This is a genomic window from Rhodospirillales bacterium, assembly GCA_016872535.1.
In the GTDB taxonomy this organism is placed as follows: domain Bacteria; phylum Pseudomonadota; class Alphaproteobacteria; order Rhodospirillales; family 2-12-FULL-67-15; genus 2-12-FULL-67-15.
Genome location: VGZQ01000032.1, coordinates 17,382 through 33,568 on the forward strand (window position 1 = coordinate 17,382; position 16,187 = coordinate 33,568).

Below are 16,187 nucleotides of genomic sequence, written 5' to 3' on the forward strand. Positions count from 1 at the left end.
GGCACGCGCTAAAATGCCGACGAACCCGTTATTTCGCGGCCTCCTGCGCGTACGACGGATTCACGGCGACCGCATAATCCGGCAGGGTCTTTTCGATCTGCTTCTGCGCAAGCTGGAACGCCGCCGTTGCCGCTAGCGCCTTGGCCGCGACGCCGTCCTTGCCGCCGCCCAACCATTTGGGCGAGGCCTGTTCGGCGGCGGTCGGGAAGCGATAGAGCGCCATCGCCGCCAACACGTCCTCTGGCTTCGAGCCGGACCACTTGGCAATGGCCTTGACCTCGGCCGAGTCCTTGGTCCATTTCGCGCCATTCTTGCGGTAGTTGTCGTCGGCGCTGGCCATGATCTTGACGAACTTGACCATGAAGTCGCGGTTGGCCTTGGACCAACCGGTATTCGCGACATAGCCGTCGAAAGTCGCCTTGCCGGTATCGGCGGTGATCTTGCCCGAGCTGATGATCACCTTGCCGTCCTTCTTGACCTCGGCCAACACCGGATCCCAGATGAACGTGGCGTGGATGTCGCCGCGCTGCCAAGCCGCGCGCACTTCCGGCGGGCGCATGTTCAGCATCTGCACCTCGGCCGGATTGATCTTGGCGTGCTCGAGCGCGACGATGGTATGGAAGTGGGTCGTCGAGTTGAACGGCATGGCCACTTTCTTGCCTTTGAGATCGGCGAGCGTGTTGATGCCCGAGCCGTTCTTGGCGACCAGCGCCTCAGCGTCGCCAATGTCGTCCAGGATCCAAAACAGTTCCAGCGGCTCGCCGCGCGAGATGGCCGCGGCGATGGGGGCGGAGCCGACTTCGCCGATCTGCACGGCGCCTGAAGCCATCGCCTTGATGACCTCACCGCCGCCGCCAAACTGCTTCCAATTGATCTTGTAGCCAGTCGCCTTCTCGATTTCCTTCGCTTCCTGGGCGATCCGGTAGGGAACCACCATATCCTGATAGCCGATGGTCACTTCCTTGGCTTGGGCGTGCGCATCGTGCGCCGCCATGGCCATCGCGATGCCGGCCACTGCCACCAGTACTCCACGCGTGATGTTACGCATTCGAGTCTCCCTGTTTCTGGAAAAAGGACGGACACGATTGGGTGATGTCGTCCGCCCTTGTTGGCCTCCGACTTTAACTGTTCCGAAAAGCGCAATCTCTGTCAACGCCAAGCGCTCGCGCCCTCACACCTCCTTCATCGTTTTGCGGATGATGTCGACGATCTGGTCGACATGCTCGCGCTTGGCGACGAACGGCGGCGCGAGGATACCGGCATCGCCGGTGCATTTGACGTGCAGGCCGTTGGCGAACAGCTGCTTCTGCAGCGCGGTGCCGCGCGCGCCCGGCGTCTTGCCCGGCTCGATGTCGAAGCCGGCAATGAGGCCGTAGCCGCGGATGTCGGTGATGCCGGGCGTTCCCTTGAGCGAAAACACCGCGTCCAGGAAATAAGGCGACAGTTCGGCCGCGCGCTGGAACAACCCCTCGCGCTCATAAATGTCGAGGGTGGCGAGCGCGGCGGCGCATGCCGCCGGGTGGGCCGAGTAGGTGTAGCCGTGGAACAACTCGATCGCGCCCTGGGGCGCGGCGTTGACGATGGTGTCGTAGATTTCCTCCTTGAGGATCACGCCGCCCATCGGCTGCGCGGCGTTGGTGATCGCCTTGGCGAAGGTGATCATGTCGGGCTTGACGCCGAAGCTCTGCGCGGCGAAGGCCTTGCCGGTGCGCCCGACGCCGGTGATCACCTCGTCGAACACCAGCAGGATGCCGTGCTTGTCGCAAATCGCGCGCAGCCGTTCGAGGTAGCCCTTGGGCGGAATCAGCGCGCCAGTCGAGCCGGCGATCGGCTCGACGAAGCAGGCCGCAACGTTGGAGCCGCCGTAAGTATCGCAGATGCGCTGCAGATCGTCGGCCAGTTCCGCGCCTTTGTCCGGCTGGCCCTTCGAAAATCGGTTCTCGGCCAGCCAGGTGTGGCGCATGTGGACGACGCCGGGAAGCAGCACGCCGAAGGCTTCGCGGTTCTTGACCATGCCCTGAAGAGAGGTGCCGCCGAAGTTGACGCCATGGTAGGCGCGCTCGCGTGCGACGAAGCGCACCCGATGGCCTTCGCCCTTGGCGCGGAAATAGGCGAGCGCGATCTTCATGGCGCTGTCGACCGCCTCGGACCCCGAGTTGCCGAAGAACACGCGATTCAAGCCTTCGGGCGCCATGTGGGCGATGCGGCGCGCGACCTCGAACGAGGACGGATGGGCGAGCTGGAAATGGGGGGTGAACTCCACTTCGGTCAACTGCTTGGCCACAGCTTCGGCGATTTCCTTGCGCGCGTGTCCGGCGGCGCAGCAGAAGAGTCCCGACGAGCCGTCGAGAATTTTTTCGCCCTTGTGGTTCCAGTAATGGACCCCCTCGCCGCGCACGATCAGGCGCGGATTCGCCTTGAAGTCGCGGTTGGCGGTGAAGGGCAGAAAATGGTGTTCGAGGGTGTTGACGGCGTAACCCATGGGGAACCTCGGCGGCAACGTTGCGGGAATGCTTCGACGGCGATTCCGCCCGCCCGGACCCCTCGGGTCAAGGCGAAAGTTACGCCGTATCCGAACGCCCTATTTCCGCCCGTAATGATCCTCAAGGCGGACGATGTCGTCTTCGCCGAGGTAATCGCCCGACTGCACCTCGATCAGGTGGAGGGGCTCCCGCTCGGCGTTCTCCAGGCGATGACGCACGCCCTTGGGGATGTAGGTCGACTGGTTGGCCGTCAGTGAAAAAATTTCGTCCCCGCGCGTGATGCGCGCCTTGCCCGACACCACCACCCAATGCTCGGCGCGGCGATGGTGGTACTGGAGGCTGAGAGCCGCGCCGGGCTTGACCGTAATCTGCTTGACCTGGAAGCCGTCGCCGAATTGAAGCGAGCGGTAGCTGCCCCACGGGCGATGCACGGTCATGCGGGACGAACGCGCCTGGCCCGCGATCAGGGGGGCAAGCGCCCTTACGTCCTCGGCCCGCGCCCGCGGCGCGACCAGCACGGCGTCCTCGGTCGCGACCACCACCAGATCGCGCACCCCGACCGCGCCGAGCGCCGGCCCGTCGCTCGACAAAAACGAGCCGGAAACGTCGTGCAGCGCGACCGGCCCCTGGCGCACGTTGCCGCGCGCATCGCGCCCGCCCGCTTCCCACAAGGCGGCGAAGGAGCCCGCGTCCGACCAGTCCATATCGACCGGGATCACGGCGGCGCGCCGGGTGCGTTCCATCACCACGGTATCGACGGCGCCCGGCTTGGCGGCGGCGAAGGCTTTCGGGTCGAGCCGGAAGAAATCGAGATCGGCCTTTCCCTTCGCGACCGCCCGCCGGGCCAGCGCCGCTGTTTTCGGCGCGAGGCGATCGAGTTCGGCGAGAAAAACACCCGGCGCAAAGAGAAAAATTCCCGCGTTCCAATAGACGCCGCCCTTGGCGAGCAGAGCCTTGGCCCTGCCGAGCTTAGGTTTTTCGATGAAACGATCGACGGCGTGCGTGCCTCTCGATCCCTTGATCTGTGCGCCGGCCGCGATGTAGCCGTAACCGGTGTGCGGCCCCTTGGGTTCGATTCCGAACGTCACCAAATGACCGTCGGCTGCGATGGGCGCCGCCCGCGCCACCGCCCGACGGAACGCGCCCACCTCGCCGATCACATGATCGGACGGCAGCACCAGCATCAAGGCCTTCGGATGGCGCGAGGCGACGAACGCGGCGGCGGCCGCGCACGCGGGCGCGGTGTTGCGCGCGCACGGTTCCAGCATAACCGCCAGCGGCGCGCGCTTGACCGCGCGCAACTGCTCAGCGATCAGGAACCGATGCTCGTGATTGGCGACCACCAACGGCGGACGAAAAGGCTTGCCCGCCACCCGGCAGAGGGTTTCCTGGAATAACGTGCGCCGAGCCGCCGTTTTGCGCGCGCCGAGCGCGGGGCCGAACTCGATGAACTGCTTCGGGCGCTCAGGCAGCGAGAGCGGCCACAGGCGGGTGCCCGCGCCGCCCGACAAAATTACCGGAACGATGGAAATAGAAATCTTGCGCACGCCGCCACTATAAGGGGGCGCGCCCTCACAGGGAATCGGGATCGACGCCGGCTCTGCGGCAGGCGGCGGCGAGCGTGTTGGCGAGCAGACAGGCGATGGTCATCGGCCCGACGCCGCCCGGCACCGGCGTGATCGCACCCGCGACCCGGACGGCCGCGTCGAAGTCCACGTCGCCGACCAGACGCTGCTTGCCGCCGTCCTCGATTCGGTTGATGCCGACATCGATTACCGTCGCGCCCGGCTTGATCCAGTCGCCCTTGACCATGCGCGCACGACCGACCGCCGCGACCAGAATGTCGGCGCGGCGGCATTCGTCGGCGAGATCGCGGGTCTTGGAGTGGGCGATGGTGACCGTGCAGCTTTCGCCGATCAGAAGCGCCGCCATCGGCTTGCCGACGATGTTGGAGCGCCCGAGCACCAGCGCGCGGGCGCCCGCGAGCGAGCCAAGCGTGTCCTTCAGCAGCATCAGGCAGCCGAGCGGCGTGCACGGCACCATGGCGTCGCCGGCGCCGGTCGAAAGCTTGCCGACGTTGACCACGTGGAAGCCGTCGACATCCTTGGCCGGGTCGATGGCGAGCAGCACCGTGTCGGCGTTGATCTGCTTGGGCAGCGGGAGTTGCACCAGAATTCCGTGCACGCCTTCGTCGCGGTTCAAACGATCAATCAGCGCGAGCAGCTCGGCCTGCGACGTTTCCGCCGGTAGGCGATGCTCGAAGCTTTCCATGCCCGCCTCGACCGTCTGCTTGCCCTTGTTGCGGACGTAGACCTGGCTTGCAGGATCCTGGCCGACCAGAACGACCGCCAGCCCCGGACGCACGCCCTTGCGCGCGACCAGATTGGCGACCTTCTTGGCGGTGCGGGCGCGCAAGCTTTCGGCGAAGGCCTTGCCGTCGATCAAACGGGCGGTGGCGGTCATGGTCGAATTCCCGTCTCGGGGTGGATAAGAAGACCGCCGGAGTATGCACGGTGGACGCCCGTCGACAAGACCGACGGTTTTATCGCCCGATCAAGGATGGCTATGCCGATCGGCCGGCATCGGCGATACTCGGCGCCATGCCGAGTGCCGATCAATCTCCCGCTCCACCTGAACCGCCTCTCCAGCCCTATCCGGATCGTCCACGCGCTTTTTTCGGCGGGCTTTGGGAGGCCGTCGGTTTGCCGACCGCGGTGATGTCTTCGTCGGCGATCGGCTTCGGTTCGTTCGCGCGCGAAGCCGGATTTCCGGCGGAATTGACCGTGCTGTCGGTCTTCACGGTCTGGGGCATGCCCGGGCAAATCGCGATGGTCGAGCTGTTCGCGGCCGGGGCCGCGCTGCTGCCGATCGCGGTCGCGGCAGCCGGCGCCAATGCCCGCTTCCTGCCGATGACCGTGTCGCTGTTTCCGATGCTCAAGGGCGGATTCAAACCGTGGGCCTGGGCCTATTTGCTCGCCCATTTCGTCTCGGTCAATACTTGGATTGCGCTGATGCGGCGGGGACCGTCGTTGCCGCTCGATCAGCGCGCGCCCTACTTCGCCGGTTATTCGCTGTTCATGATTATCTCGGGCGCGGTCGGGGCGACACTTGGATTCGCCCTCGCGGGAGTCCTGCCGCGCCCGTTGACGCTAGGTCTCGTTTACCTGAGCCCGGTCTATTTTTTGATGGTCTTCGCCGGCGTGCGCGAACGCGGCGGCATCATCGCCGTGCTGATCGGGGTCGGGGCGGGTCCGCTGTTGCATCTCATCTCGCCCGATTGGGGCGTGCCGGCAACCGGCGTGATCGGCGGCACCCTCGCATTCCTGCTCGATCGCAAGGTGCTGCGCCGTGAGTGAAACCGGCCCCGTCGTCGCCTTGATCGCCGCCAGCGCCGCGACCTATATCTGGCGCGGGATCGGCGCGGCATTGGCGAAGCGGATCGGCGTCGGCGGCGATGCGTTCGTGTGGTTTTCCTGCATCGCCTACGCGATGCTCGCGGCGCTGATCGCGCGGGTAATTCTCTTGCCGGGCGGAGCGTTGAGCGAAACCCCGTTTGTCGATCGGGTGGCCGCGACCGTGTTCGGGTTGGCGCTCTTCTTCGCCTTTTGCCGGCACGTGTTCATCGGCACGTTCGCCGGCGTTATCGCCTTCGTCGCCCTCGCCTACGCGCGCGCCGAGGGATGGCTGTAGGCGCCGCTCAGCCCTGGCTCCACTCCAGCGCCAGATAAGTGAAGATGGCTTCCGCTTCGCGGATGCGCTCAACCACGCAGTATTCGTCGGTCTGGTGGGCGAGTTCCGGCTCGCCCGGTCCCAGGATCACGGTCGGCGGGCGCCCCAATGCCGGCGTCAAAAACGCGGCGTCGGTGAAATAGGTCGCGGCGCGCACGTCGGCCTTGACGCCGGTCGCCTTCTCGACCGCAGTGTAGACTTGGCGCATCCAGGGATGGCCGGGGTCGGTCCAAACGCCCTCGACGTCGATGAACGGCTCGACCTCGACTTCGGAGCCGAGATAGGTGGCGAGGGTACTTCGGACCGCGTCGTGGCGCTGGCCGGGAATGGTACGGATATCGATGCCGATTTCCGCCTGATCGGGCACCGAATTGACGTTGAGCCCGCCCTTGATGGTGCCGACGTTGAGGGTCGGCGCGCCCATCACCGGATGGCGGGCGACGTTGAAGTCGAAGTCGGCGAGCTGGCCGACCGCGCGCGCCGCCTTGTGGACCGCGTTGACGCCGCGCTCGGGCATCGAGCCATGGGCGGTCACGCCCCGGGTGCGCGCCTTCAACCACAGCGCGCCCTTGTGGCCGGCGTAGGCGCGATTGGCGGTCGGCTCGGCGACCACGATCGCGCCGGCGTCGCCGAGCGCGGTACCCGTGGCGGCGAGATGGGCCGCACCTTCGCAGCCGGTCTCCTCGCCCGCGGTGATGACCAGCACGGCGCCGGGCCCACGCGCCAGGTCGCGCGCCGTCACCGCCGCCGCCGCGACGAAGGCGGCGACGCCGCTTTTCATGTCGCTGGTGCCGCGGCCGTACATGCGCCCGCCGGCGATTTCGCCGGCGAACGGATCTCGCGTCCACGGCTGCGCGCCGAGCGGCACCGTGTCGATGTGACCGGTAAAGCAGAGCGGCGGGCGCGCGCCGCCGCGTCCCACCCGCGCGACCAAGCTTGCCCGACCGGGGGCGAATTCATGATAGGCGCATTTGAACCCCACGCCTTCGAGAATCCTGCCGAGCGTTTCGGCGCAGGCGCGCTCGTTGCCGGGCGGGTTGACGGTGTCGAACCCGACCAGGGTCCGGGTCAATTCGACGACATCGGGTATGGCGGCCATGGGCGAAATCCTCGACTGATAACTGCCCGAGGTTTCTCTGGGGGTCAAGCGCGGGGGCGGATGAAAACGCCCGCCGACCAACGATTCGCCGCCTACTCCGATTCGCGCGGCCACGACGCGCGCGGAGCGGCGAACCATGTTCAAGACGGAATCGAACGCACCCCTCTAACCCTCGATTCGGCCTGTAAATACTGGTGATTCGAGCAAATGCCGCTTGACCGGGAAAAGCGGATGGCTATGGTTGGCGCGACGGTCGGCTGACAGCGGTCGATCGGCCTGAACCTCCGATTTCAATTTTCAAAAGGACACGCGATGAACAAACAGGATCTCGCCGCTGCGGTCGCCGACAGCACCGGCCTTACCAAGTCCGACTCCAACAAGGCGGTCGACGCCGTGCTCGACGTCATCACCGCGACCCTGAAGAAGGGCAGCGAAGTTCGCCTGGCGGGGTTCGGAACGTTCCGGGTGTCCAAGCGCGCCGCGCGCGTAGGCCGCAACCCGCAGACCGGCGCCGCCATCAACATCCCGGCCTCGAAGCAGCCGAAGTTCTCTTCCGGCAAGTCGCTCAAGGACGCCGTCAACAAGCGCTGATCGGCCAGTTTAACCGGTAAACGAAAACCCCCGGACTTCACGGTCCGGGGGTTTTCATTTGTGTAAAAATTTAAGCGCGAATCAGTCGCGCAGTACCCGGACGCGCCGGCGGTGCTTGCGCGCGAGCGCGATAAGCGCGGCAAGGACCAGGACTCCCATCGGCACCAAGCCGATGTTGACGATCTTGAGCCAGGCGGCGAGCGATTCGATGTCGCGTTCGAGCCCGTGCTGCACTTCGCGCAACTGACGACGGATGCGGACCATCTCGTCGCGGAATTTTTCGATCGCCGATTCTTCCTCGGCGGTGAGCGCCGCGGCAGCCGCGCCTTGCTTCTTGCGGTCCTGCAATTCATTGAGACGCTTTTCGGTGTCGTCCAACGCCTGCTGCAATTCGTCGCGGCGGGCGAGGAACCGCTCGGCCGCGTCGCGGCGAAGGTCTTCCACCACCGTGAACGGCCGGTAGGAGATGCCGCGGCTGCGCAACCGGATCAGATCGTCCGAACCGGCGAGATTGTCGACCGCGTTGACCACGAAATCGCCGTTGGAGGCGAACGGCACCGACACCTGCTGGCCGAGGAAGTCGCGCACCCGCGTCCAGAAGCGATCCTCGAGCATGTCGGAATCCGCGACCACGATGATGTTCGCGGGCACGGCGCTTTCGGCGAGATGCGGTTTCGCCGGTTTAGCCTCGTCCGGTTTTTTCTCCGATTCGGACTTGGCGGAATCGTCCTTCTTATCCTCCGGCTTGGCGTCGTCCTTCTTCTCCGGGGCGGGTTCGGGCGGAGCACCGTTCGGGTACGCGGTCTTGACGCGGCCGGCGATGCGGGCCGCCAGCACGTGGCGGACGCCGACCGGCTTGAGGGCGCGCATGATGCCTTCGGGGTCGGGCTGCGCGCCGAGCTTTTCCACTTCCATCGTCGCCGAATCCGGGGACGACAGCAGCAGCGGCGTGAACGAGAGCTCGGACCCCTCGCGCTTCTTGAGGCTGCCGGCGCTGCCGACATTGACCACCGCCAGTTCCGCGGTCACCACGTCGTCGCGGTTGATCGCCGCGTCGCCGAGGCCGAGCCAGCCCGGGTGCGGCATGACCCGCCGGCTCGCGCCGTCGCCGGTTTCCACCGGCAAGCCGAAACGACGGTCGGCGACGAAGCGGCCCGGTTCCATCTCCACGCCCCAGGCGGCGAGCAGTTCAGGCATTTCCGCGCGCGGGGCCATCGGCCCGCCGCCCGGGCCGGCCTGGGTTCCGGATTCGGCCGCCGGATCGACGAACGCCAGCACGCGCCCCTTGCGCAGGGCGAATTGGTCGATGGCGTAGAGGGCCTTAGTCGACAACGACGCCGGCCGCGCGACCACGAGGACCGCGACGTCGTCTTCGATTTCCGCCGCGTCCGCGCCGAGCACCTTGACGTCGAACGTCTGGCGCAGCTGCTGCAGCACCATGTGCGGCCGGCCCTGACCACGCATCGCGGCCATGACGCCGCCGGGCCCGAATTCGAGCGGCGCATCGCCGATCACCGCGACCTTCGGTTTCGCCGTCTGACTCAAGTTGTGGACCAGCCGCGTCAGATCGTATTCGAGGAACCGCTCGCGTTCCTGGGCGAAGAACGAGATGACCTCGCGCCGCTCGCCGGGACCGATGCCTTGCAGGCCGAAATAGAACTGGCGGCCCGAGGTGCCGTCGATCGGCACGCCTTGCACGCCGGCCTGGACGGCGCCGTCCTCGGCCTCGGAAAACGGGATCGGATCGACGACCTCGACCTTAACCTTGCCGCCGGAGCGCGCGGCATAGGTTTCCAGCAGTTCGCGCACCCGCGCGCCGTAGGCCTTGAACTGGGGAATCTGGTCGGAAAGTTTCGCCGAGAAGAAAAGCTTCAGCGTCACCGGCTCCTTGAGGGCCGCCAGCGTGTTGAGCGTGCCGCGCGAGAGCGTGTGCAGCCGGTCGGCGGTGAAATCGATGCGCCAGCCGCGCAAGCCCCAGGCGGCGGCGATGTTGACGGCGAAAAACAACACCGCGGCGACGGCGAGTGCGGCAAGGCCGAGAGGCTTGCGGGTCATGGCGCCCTCATCCCCCCTTCTTGATTTCCACCACCACGGCGTTGGCGAACAGCCACGCCGCCGCGAAGGACACGAAGAACACCAGATCGCGCGCGTCGAGCGCGCCGGCGGCAATCGATTGGAACCGCGCCAGGAAGCTGAACGAAGCGACCGCGTCGATCAGCGCGCGCGGCGCCCAAGCGGCGAGCGCGTCCAGCACCAACGGCGCGCCCGCGACCGTGAAAACGAAGCCGACGGCGATGGCGGCGATGAACGCCACGACCTGATTTTTGGTTGCCGCCGACAGGCATGCGCCGACCGCCATGTAGCCGCCCGCCATCAGGAAGCTTCCGAGATAGCCGGCGAAGATCGCGCCGTGGTCGGGATCGCCGAGATAGGCGACCGTGAGCCAAATCGGGAAGGTCAGCGCCAGCGCGACGCCGGCGAACGCCCAGGCGGCGAGGTACTTGCCCAGCACCGCTCCGAACAGGCCGACCGGCAGGGTCATGAGCAGCTCGATGGTCCCCGAGCGGCGCTCCTCCGCCCACAGGCGCATGGCGATCGCCGGCACGAACACGAGATAGAGCCACGGATGGAACGAGAAGAAGGGCCGCAGGTCCGCCTGGCCGCGATCGAAGAAATTGCCGAGATAAAAAGTGAACAGCGCGCTGACCGCGAGGAAAACGACGATAAAGACATAGGCGACCGGAGTCGCGAAATAGGCGCGGAACTCGCGCCGGAATACGGCGCAGGTGCCGACAAAGGCATGGCGAAAGGCCCCGATCACGACGCGGCCTCCCTCGGCCCATCGGCGGTCAGCGCGCGGAACACGCCCTCGAGCCGGCCCGGCTCGGCGCGCAGGTTCCCGAACATCCAGCCGCTCCCGGCGACCGGGGCGCCTTCGGCGACCACGCGCCCGCGCGCGATGATCGCGGCGCGGGTGCAGATCGCCTCGACTTCTTCAAGAATATGGGTCGAAATCACGATCGCCTTCGTGGGCGCCATGGCCCGGATCAATTGGCGGACGTGATGCTTCTGATTGGGGTCGAGACCATCGGTCGGCTCGTCGAGAATCAGCACCGGCGGGTCGTGCAAGATCGCCTGGGCAAGGCCGACCCGGCGCTTGAAACCCTTGGAGAGCGTCTCGATCGACTGGTCCAACACGGGGCCGATTTCGACCCGCTCGATCGCGTCGGCAAGGCGCTTCGCCCGCTCGGCGCCCTTGAGGCCACGCACGTCGGCGACGAAGCCGAGAAAGTCGCGGGCGGTCATGTCGGGATAGGCGGGCGCGCCTTCCGGCAGATAGCCGATCTGGCGCTTGGCGGCGAGCGGATCGGCCACCACGTCGATGCCGCACACCCGTGCCCGCCCCGCGGTCGGCGCGAGAAAGCCCGCGACCATCTTCATGGTCGTCGACTTGCCGGCGCCGTTGGGACCGAGAAATCCGAGCACGGTCCCCCGGCCGACCGCCAGGCTGACGCCGTCCACGGCCGCGAAGCCGTTGAAGCGCTTTTCAAGTGCCTCGAGTTCGATCATCCCTGAATCAGAGCCCCTCTTTCGAACCGCGGATGATGTAATGGCTAGCGGCACCCCGCGCAAGAGGAGCGGAGCGCGGATTCCGGCCCGAAATGGCGGCTTAAGGCCCGGACGCGCGCCCCCTGCTCCTAAGCGCGGCGTCGTAACGGGCGCGGTAGTCGTCCATGTCGTGCTCGGGACCGTCGGCGTACTGGGTACGCAGACCCAGTATATCGGGCAGCACCCGCTCGAAGGCGGCGACCAGATTGGGGTCGAAAGCGGCGCCCGACTCGCGGCGAACGAGATCGAGCGCCTGCTCGATCGGCCACGCTTTTTTGTAGGGACGCTCGGAGGTAAGGGCGTCGAACACGTCGCACAACGACGCGATTCGGCCCTCGATCGGGATGTCCTCACCCTTGAGCTTACGGGGATAGCCGGTGCCGTCCCATTTTTCGTGATGGGTTAGAGCGACGCTGTGGGCCATCCGCATCAACGGCGCGTCGTTCTTATCGAGAATGTCGGCGCCGATGGTGACGTGAGTCTCCATGATTTTACACTCTTCCGGATCGAGCTTGCCGGGCTTGAGCAGAATGCTGTCCGGAATGCCGATCTTGCCCACGTCGTGCATCGGGCTCGCGGCGAGCAGCCGCGTGGAAAACTCCTGGTCGTATCCCGTGGCGAGCGCCAGCCGCTCGCAGTATTTGCTCATGCGCACCACATGCATGCCGGTTTCGTTGTCGCGGAATTCGCCCGCGCGCCCCAAGCGGCGAATGACATCGAGGCGGGCGTCTTCCAGGTCGCGATTGCGTTGAGCCAACTCGGCGGTGCGTTCGCGCACCTTGTCTTCCAGAATTTCCTTCTGGCGCCGGCGCTCGTTATAGAGCAGCCGCACCTCGAGCATATTCGCGATCCGGTTCATCACCTCGGTCGCGTCGAAGGGCTTGTTGACGAAATCCTTGGCGCCCAGTTCGAGAGCCCGGATCCGGGTTGTCCGGTCGGTTTGCGCGGTTAGAACCAGGACCGGCAGGTAATCGCCCGGGTCGGCTTTCTTCAGTGCCGCCATGACACCGAAGCCGTTCATGTGCGGCATGCGGATATCGAGCAAGATCAGGTCATACCGGTTGACCTCGCACAACGGAATAACGTCGCGGGGATCGGTCACGCCGGTGACGTTGGTATAGCCTTCGCGGTCGAGCAGCGCCTGCAGGAGCTGTACGTTGGCCTGATTGTCGTCGACGATCAGAATACGGGCGGATTTGGCTTCCCGTTGCCACAGCGGAGTCGGAACTATCGTGTTCATGACCGGCCCTTCAGAACGTCTCGCACGGTGCTCAAAAACTGGCCTACGTCAATCGGTTTGGTCAAGTAGCGGAAAAACCCTGATTGCGTTCCCCTCGCGATGTCATGGTCGGTGGCGTTGGCGCTGAGCGCCACGACCGGAATGGCGCTGGTGCAGGTGTCGCCTTTAAGTTTTTCAAGGGCTTGAAACCCGTTCATCCCCGGTAGGCCTATATCCATGATGATCATATCGGGTTTACGGTCGGCGGCGATCAACAAGCCAAGTTCGGCGTTGTCCGCCGTTAACAGTGTGACGCCGTTGATCGGTTTCAGAATCAGTTCCACCAACCGGAGATTTTCCGGGTTGTCCTCGACATAAAGTATGGTGCCGGCGGGAAACGGTATCGCTGTTTCCGCCTGAAGGCCCGGAAAACGAGCCCATTGGCTCTTCTGCGCGGGTTTATCTTGGCCGGCGGACAACGGCCATTCGACCCAGAACGTGCTGCCGACCCCGATTTCGCTTTCGAAGCCGATGGCGCCGTCCATCATCTCGACCAATTTTTTCGTCAGCGCTAGGCCGATGCCGGTGCCCTCGATCCCGGTCGCCTCGGCGCCGAGGCGGTTGAAGGGCTGGAACAACTCCGACTGCTTGTCGGGCGGAATGCCGGCTCCCGTGTCGGCGACGCTGACGCGGATTCGGCTGCCGGGAACCTCCGTGGCTTTCACGGTTACCCGGCCGCCCTCGAAATTATATTTCACGGCGTTGGACATGAGATTGAGCAGCGCCTGCTTGGCCCGTGTGTGGTCCGCCCGTATCAGAATATCCGGCTCGGGCGGTACGATTTCCAAGGCAATGCGGGATTTTTCCGCCGCCGGCGCGATCATGGTCCGCACCTCGTCGAACAGCGCGCGGATCGAGACACCCTCGATCGAGAGCGCAATCTTTCCCGCCTCGATCTTGGCCAGATCGAGAATTTCGGTGATGAGATCGAGCAGGTGCTGGCCCGCTTTAAGGATAATATCGACGTTGGAGGCCTGGATTTCCGTCAGCGGTTCCTTCGGGTTGTATTTAAGGAGTTGGCCGAACCCGAGAATGGCGTTGAGCGGCGTACGCAGCTCGTGGCTCATATTCGACAGGAAATCGGACTTGGCCCGGTTGGCCGCGTCGGCCGCTTCTCGGGCCTCGCGTAATTCCTGCTCTTCGTTCATGCGCTGGGTGATCTCGCGGGCCGCGCCGCGGTAACCCCGGAAATTTCCGTCGGCATCGAAGACCGGGCTGCCCCGGATCGAGGTCCAGCCAGTCGTGCCGTCGGGCCGGCGGTAACGGTAGCGCACGTCGCGGAACGGCCGGCGCTCGGCCAGGGCACGCCGATGGTGCTTCCAAAACTCCTCGTCGCCGGAAACGCGGACGGCAAAATCCTCGCGGCGCTTTCCCAATAGCCGGATTTTCGGGTGGCCGGTTTGTCCCGGGAACCCGTCGCTCAGGTAGGTAAATCGGCCGTCCGGGCCCGTTTCCCAGATCCAATCGGACGATATCTTCGCCAGCTCGCGAAAACGGTCCTCGCTCGCTTTCAGGGCTTCGACGCTTTCCGTGCGCTTTCGAAACGAGCTCGTCGCGAACGCCACCGACAGGATGATCAGCGATCCGCCGAACGCAAATGCAAGCCGCAAGGCCCAGGCGTTATCCGCCCTTACTGGCCAGCCGCCTTTCGGTATCGCCGCCAGCTGCCACGTCCCGTCGGGCAGACGCACCGACGCCAGTTCCGGGGCGGAATCGAATACTTCCGCTCGGCCAAAAAATAGTTCGCCCTTGGCGCCTAGGGCATCCTTGCCGCGGATGGCGATGTCGATGGGCATATTCGATTCGCGTAAACCTACAGCCTCGTACAGGCGTTCCTCGTCGATGACGGCGGAAATCACGCCCCAAAACGCCTTGCCCCGGTCCGGTCCGCGATCGACGAGAACCGGAAACCGGCCGACGAAGCCTCGGCCGCCCTGGACCAAATCGATCGGGCCCGCGAGAACCATCTCGCCGATATCGCGCGCGCGAAAGGCCGCTTCCCGTTGCGCGGGGTGATTGCCGATATCCAGGCCGAGCGCCCCTTCGTTGCCCCGGAGCGGGAAAACGTAGCGGACCACAAAATCGGGCGCGGCGCTGATGTTGCGCAACTGCCACGTTTCGGCGAGCAATGGGCCCGCCAAAGCTTCGAATCGTTCCCGGGACATATCGGGTTCTGTCGCAATCACCACCGACAGCCCCTTCACCAGGCTGGTATTGGCGTGGACGTACCCTTCCAAGCGGCTCCGGATCGCGGACAGCTTGTCGAACACGCTGGCGCGCTGACCGTTCATGAAATGCCGTTCGTTCAGGTGATCCGCGTACAGGCCCGCGAGAAAAATTCCCAATGCGGTCAGCGCCGCAGGAATGTAGGCGGCGAACGCCAAATGCTTGCGACCGCTCGATCCCGTCCGCCGGATTTCCGGTTCGGTTTTCGACGAAGGGGGCGCCGCGTTTCCGGCCGATGCCATCAACCGGTTCGTCAACTCGACGATTTGCGCGACCGTGCCGGTGTCCAAAGATGCGGGGCTCTCCAGAATTTCCTCGGAACGATCGCTGAGCGCGCGCGCCGCCGAACCGAGATCCGGATAGCCGAACGTGCCCGCCGAACCGGCGAGTTGGTGGGCCAAGCCGGCAAGATTCTTCAATGCCGCGATCCGGGCGTCGCCCGAAGCGTCCGCGAACGCTTTTTTTGCCGACTCGATTTCGTCCAACCGGCCGGGAAGCCTTTCGGCGAACTCGGCCTTCAATCGGGCCAGACCGCCCTTCAGCGCATCGTTGCCGGTCATCGTCGCACAGCCGTGTCCCAGATCGCCCGCACCCGGTCGGCGAGCGCCGTCGGATCGAACGGCTTGGCGATGACGCCGAGCGCTCCGAACGATTCAAGACGCGCGACGTCGGCCGGCGCCGCCTGGGCCGTCATGAACACGATCGGCACCGCTTCCATCCCGGCGACTTCGCGCAGCCGGCGAAAGGTTTCCCGCCCGTCCAGGTCTGGCATCATCTCGTCGAGCAGAACGAGTTGCGGCCCGAAGTCCGGAGCCTTGGCGACCGCCTCCGCGCCCGAAGCGCAACTTTCGACCGTGAACCCCCCCAGAGTTTCCAGGGCAAGCCTGACCACGTCGCGGATGTCGCGCGCGTCGTCGACGTGCATGATACGGCTGAGAGGGGGCATAAAAGTTATCGTCGGTCGTCGCCCTCGGGTACGGGTTGAACCTCATACGTTGCATCATTCTGTAACTGCTAACCGCGATTGTAAATTTCGAGGGATCGGTTTGGAACCATAATTGGCCTTATTTTCATTAGGTAATTAGGGCGAAACGTAACCAAAAAAGGCCTTCAGGAAGAGCCTGAAGGTGTTGTCGCCCCGGTGGTTGAAACGGAACTCGATTTCCTTGAG

Annotated in this window: 14 protein-coding genes; 3 read left to right on the forward strand and 11 right to left on the reverse strand. The window is 65.2% G+C overall.

Annotation, left to right across the window (positions count from 1 at the left end):
- Window positions 1-28: 28 nt before the first annotated feature.
- The 4 genes from tauA to folD all read right to left on the reverse strand — a co-directional run bounded on the left by tauA (window position 29) and on the right by folD (window position 4,946).
- Window positions 29-1,048 carry a taurine ABC transporter substrate-binding protein gene (gene tauA / locus FJ311_08150; protein ID MBM3951410.1) on the reverse strand — a complete coding sequence of 340 codons (1,020 nt, stop codon included), beginning with the start codon at window positions 1,046-1,048 and terminating at the stop codon, window positions 29-31.
- A 123-nt stretch (window positions 1,049-1,171) separates the two neighbouring features.
- A complete protein-coding gene (locus tag FJ311_08155; GenBank protein MBM3951411.1) occupies window positions 1,172-2,482 on the reverse strand; it encodes an aminotransferase class III-fold pyridoxal phosphate-dependent enzyme in 1,311 nt (436 codons plus the stop codon).
- A 99-nt stretch (window positions 2,483-2,581) separates the two neighbouring features.
- Window positions 2,582-4,015, reverse strand: a complete 1,434-nt coding sequence (locus FJ311_08160; protein MBM3951412.1) for a mannose-1-phosphate guanylyltransferase/mannose-6-phosphate isomerase — start codon at window positions 4,013-4,015, stop codon at window positions 2,582-2,584.
- Window positions 4,016-4,055: 40 nt separating this feature from the next.
- A complete protein-coding gene (gene folD, locus FJ311_08165; GenBank protein ID MBM3951413.1) occupies window positions 4,056-4,946 on the reverse strand; it encodes a bifunctional methylenetetrahydrofolate dehydrogenase/methenyltetrahydrofolate cyclohydrolase FolD in 891 nt (296 codons plus the stop codon).
- 137 nt (window positions 4,947-5,083) lie between these two features.
- On the opposite strand from folD, the gene FJ311_08170 reads away from it, so the two are divergent.
- Complete coding sequence (locus FJ311_08170) at window positions 5,084-5,839, forward strand: AzlC family ABC transporter permease (protein MBM3951414.1); 756 nt, start codon at window positions 5,084-5,086, stop codon at window positions 5,837-5,839.
- Window positions 5,814-6,173, forward strand: coding sequence for an AzlD domain-containing protein (locus tag FJ311_08175; protein ID MBM3951415.1), 360 nt, complete (start codon window positions 5,814-5,816; stop codon window positions 6,171-6,173). The genes FJ311_08170 and FJ311_08175 overlap by 26 nt, the downstream gene beginning before the upstream one ends.
- Before the next feature lie 7 nt (window positions 6,174-6,180).
- Here FJ311_08175 and FJ311_08180 read toward each other — a convergent pair whose 3' ends face one another.
- Window positions 6,181-7,311 (reverse strand): M20 family metallopeptidase, encoded by a 1,131-nt coding sequence (locus FJ311_08180; GenBank protein MBM3951416.1) that lies wholly within the window; start codon window positions 7,309-7,311, stop codon window positions 6,181-6,183.
- A 312-nt stretch (window positions 7,312-7,623) separates the two neighbouring features.
- On the opposite strand from FJ311_08180, the gene FJ311_08185 reads away from it, so the two are divergent.
- Complete coding sequence (locus FJ311_08185; protein MBM3951417.1) at window positions 7,624-7,902, forward strand: HU family DNA-binding protein; 279 nt, start codon at window positions 7,624-7,626, stop codon at window positions 7,900-7,902.
- An 81-nt stretch (window positions 7,903-7,983) separates the two neighbouring features.
- Here FJ311_08185 and FJ311_08190 read toward each other — a convergent pair whose 3' ends face one another.
- The 6 genes from FJ311_08190 to FJ311_08215 form a co-directional block, all read right to left on the reverse strand.
- On the reverse strand, window positions 7,984-9,957 hold the full coding sequence (locus FJ311_08190) for an ABC transporter (GenBank protein ID MBM3951418.1): 1,974 nt from the start codon (window positions 9,955-9,957) through the stop codon (window positions 7,984-7,986).
- 7 nt (window positions 9,958-9,964) lie between these two features.
- Window positions 9,965-10,720: an ABC transporter permease gene (locus FJ311_08195; protein ID MBM3951419.1), complete on the reverse strand. Its 756-nt coding sequence runs from the start codon at window positions 10,718-10,720 to the stop codon at window positions 9,965-9,967.
- Window positions 10,720-11,472 carry an ABC transporter ATP-binding protein gene (locus tag FJ311_08200; GenBank protein ID MBM3951420.1) on the reverse strand — a complete coding sequence of 251 codons (753 nt, stop codon included), beginning with the start codon at window positions 11,470-11,472 and terminating at the stop codon, window positions 10,720-10,722. Before FJ311_08200 ends, FJ311_08195 begins: the two co-directional genes overlap by 1 nt.
- A 100-nt stretch (window positions 11,473-11,572) precedes the next feature.
- Complete coding sequence (locus FJ311_08205; protein ID MBM3951421.1) at window positions 11,573-12,751, reverse strand: response regulator; 1,179 nt, start codon at window positions 12,749-12,751, stop codon at window positions 11,573-11,575.
- Window positions 12,748-15,576: a response regulator gene (locus tag FJ311_08210; GenBank protein ID MBM3951422.1), complete on the reverse strand. Its 2,829-nt coding sequence runs from the start codon at window positions 15,574-15,576 to the stop codon at window positions 12,748-12,750. Before FJ311_08210 ends, FJ311_08205 begins: the two co-directional genes overlap by 4 nt.
- The gene (locus tag FJ311_08215; protein ID MBM3951423.1) at window positions 15,573-15,962 is read right to left on the reverse strand and encodes a response regulator; all 390 of its coding nucleotides are present in this window, start codon (window positions 15,960-15,962) and stop codon (window positions 15,573-15,575) included. The genes FJ311_08210 and FJ311_08215 overlap by 4 nt, the downstream gene beginning before the upstream one ends.
- Window positions 15,963-16,187 lie beyond the last annotated feature (225 nt).

Excerpts from the sequence above, each read along its gene's own strand:
- FJ311_08210 (MBM3951422.1), bottom strand. The coding sequence starts at position 15,576 with ATGACCGGCAACGATGCGCTGAAGGGCGGTCTGGCCCGATTGAAGGCC.
- FJ311_08205 (MBM3951421.1), bottom strand. The coding sequence starts at position 12,751 with ATGAACACGATAGTTCCGACTCCGCTGTGGCAACGGGAAGCCAAATCC.
- folD (MBM3951413.1), bottom strand. The coding sequence starts at position 4,946 with ATGACCGCCACCGCCCGTTTGATCGACGGCAAGGCCTTCGCCGAAAGC.
- FJ311_08215 (MBM3951423.1), bottom strand. The coding sequence starts at position 15,962 with ATGCCCCCTCTCAGCCGTATCATGCACGTCGACGACGCGCGCGACATC.
- FJ311_08180 (MBM3951416.1), bottom strand. The coding sequence starts at position 7,311 with ATGGCCGCCATACCCGATGTCGTCGAATTGACCCGGACCCTGGTCGGG.
- FJ311_08155 (MBM3951411.1), bottom strand. The coding sequence starts at position 2,482 with ATGGGTTACGCCGTCAACACCCTCGAACACCATTTTCTGCCCTTCACC.
- FJ311_08200 (MBM3951420.1), bottom strand. The coding sequence starts at position 11,472 with ATGATCGAACTCGAGGCACTTGAAAAGCGCTTCAACGGCTTCGCGGCC.
- FJ311_08185 (MBM3951417.1), top strand. The coding sequence starts at position 7,624 with ATGAACAAACAGGATCTCGCCGCTGCGGTCGCCGACAGCACCGGCCTT.
- FJ311_08190 (MBM3951418.1), bottom strand. The coding sequence starts at position 9,957 with ATGACCCGCAAGCCTCTCGGCCTTGCCGCACTCGCCGTCGCCGCGGTG.
- FJ311_08170 (MBM3951414.1), top strand. The coding sequence starts at position 5,084 with ATGCCGAGTGCCGATCAATCTCCCGCTCCACCTGAACCGCCTCTCCAG.
- tauA (MBM3951410.1), bottom strand. The coding sequence starts at position 1,048 with ATGCGTAACATCACGCGTGGAGTACTGGTGGCAGTGGCCGGCATCGCG.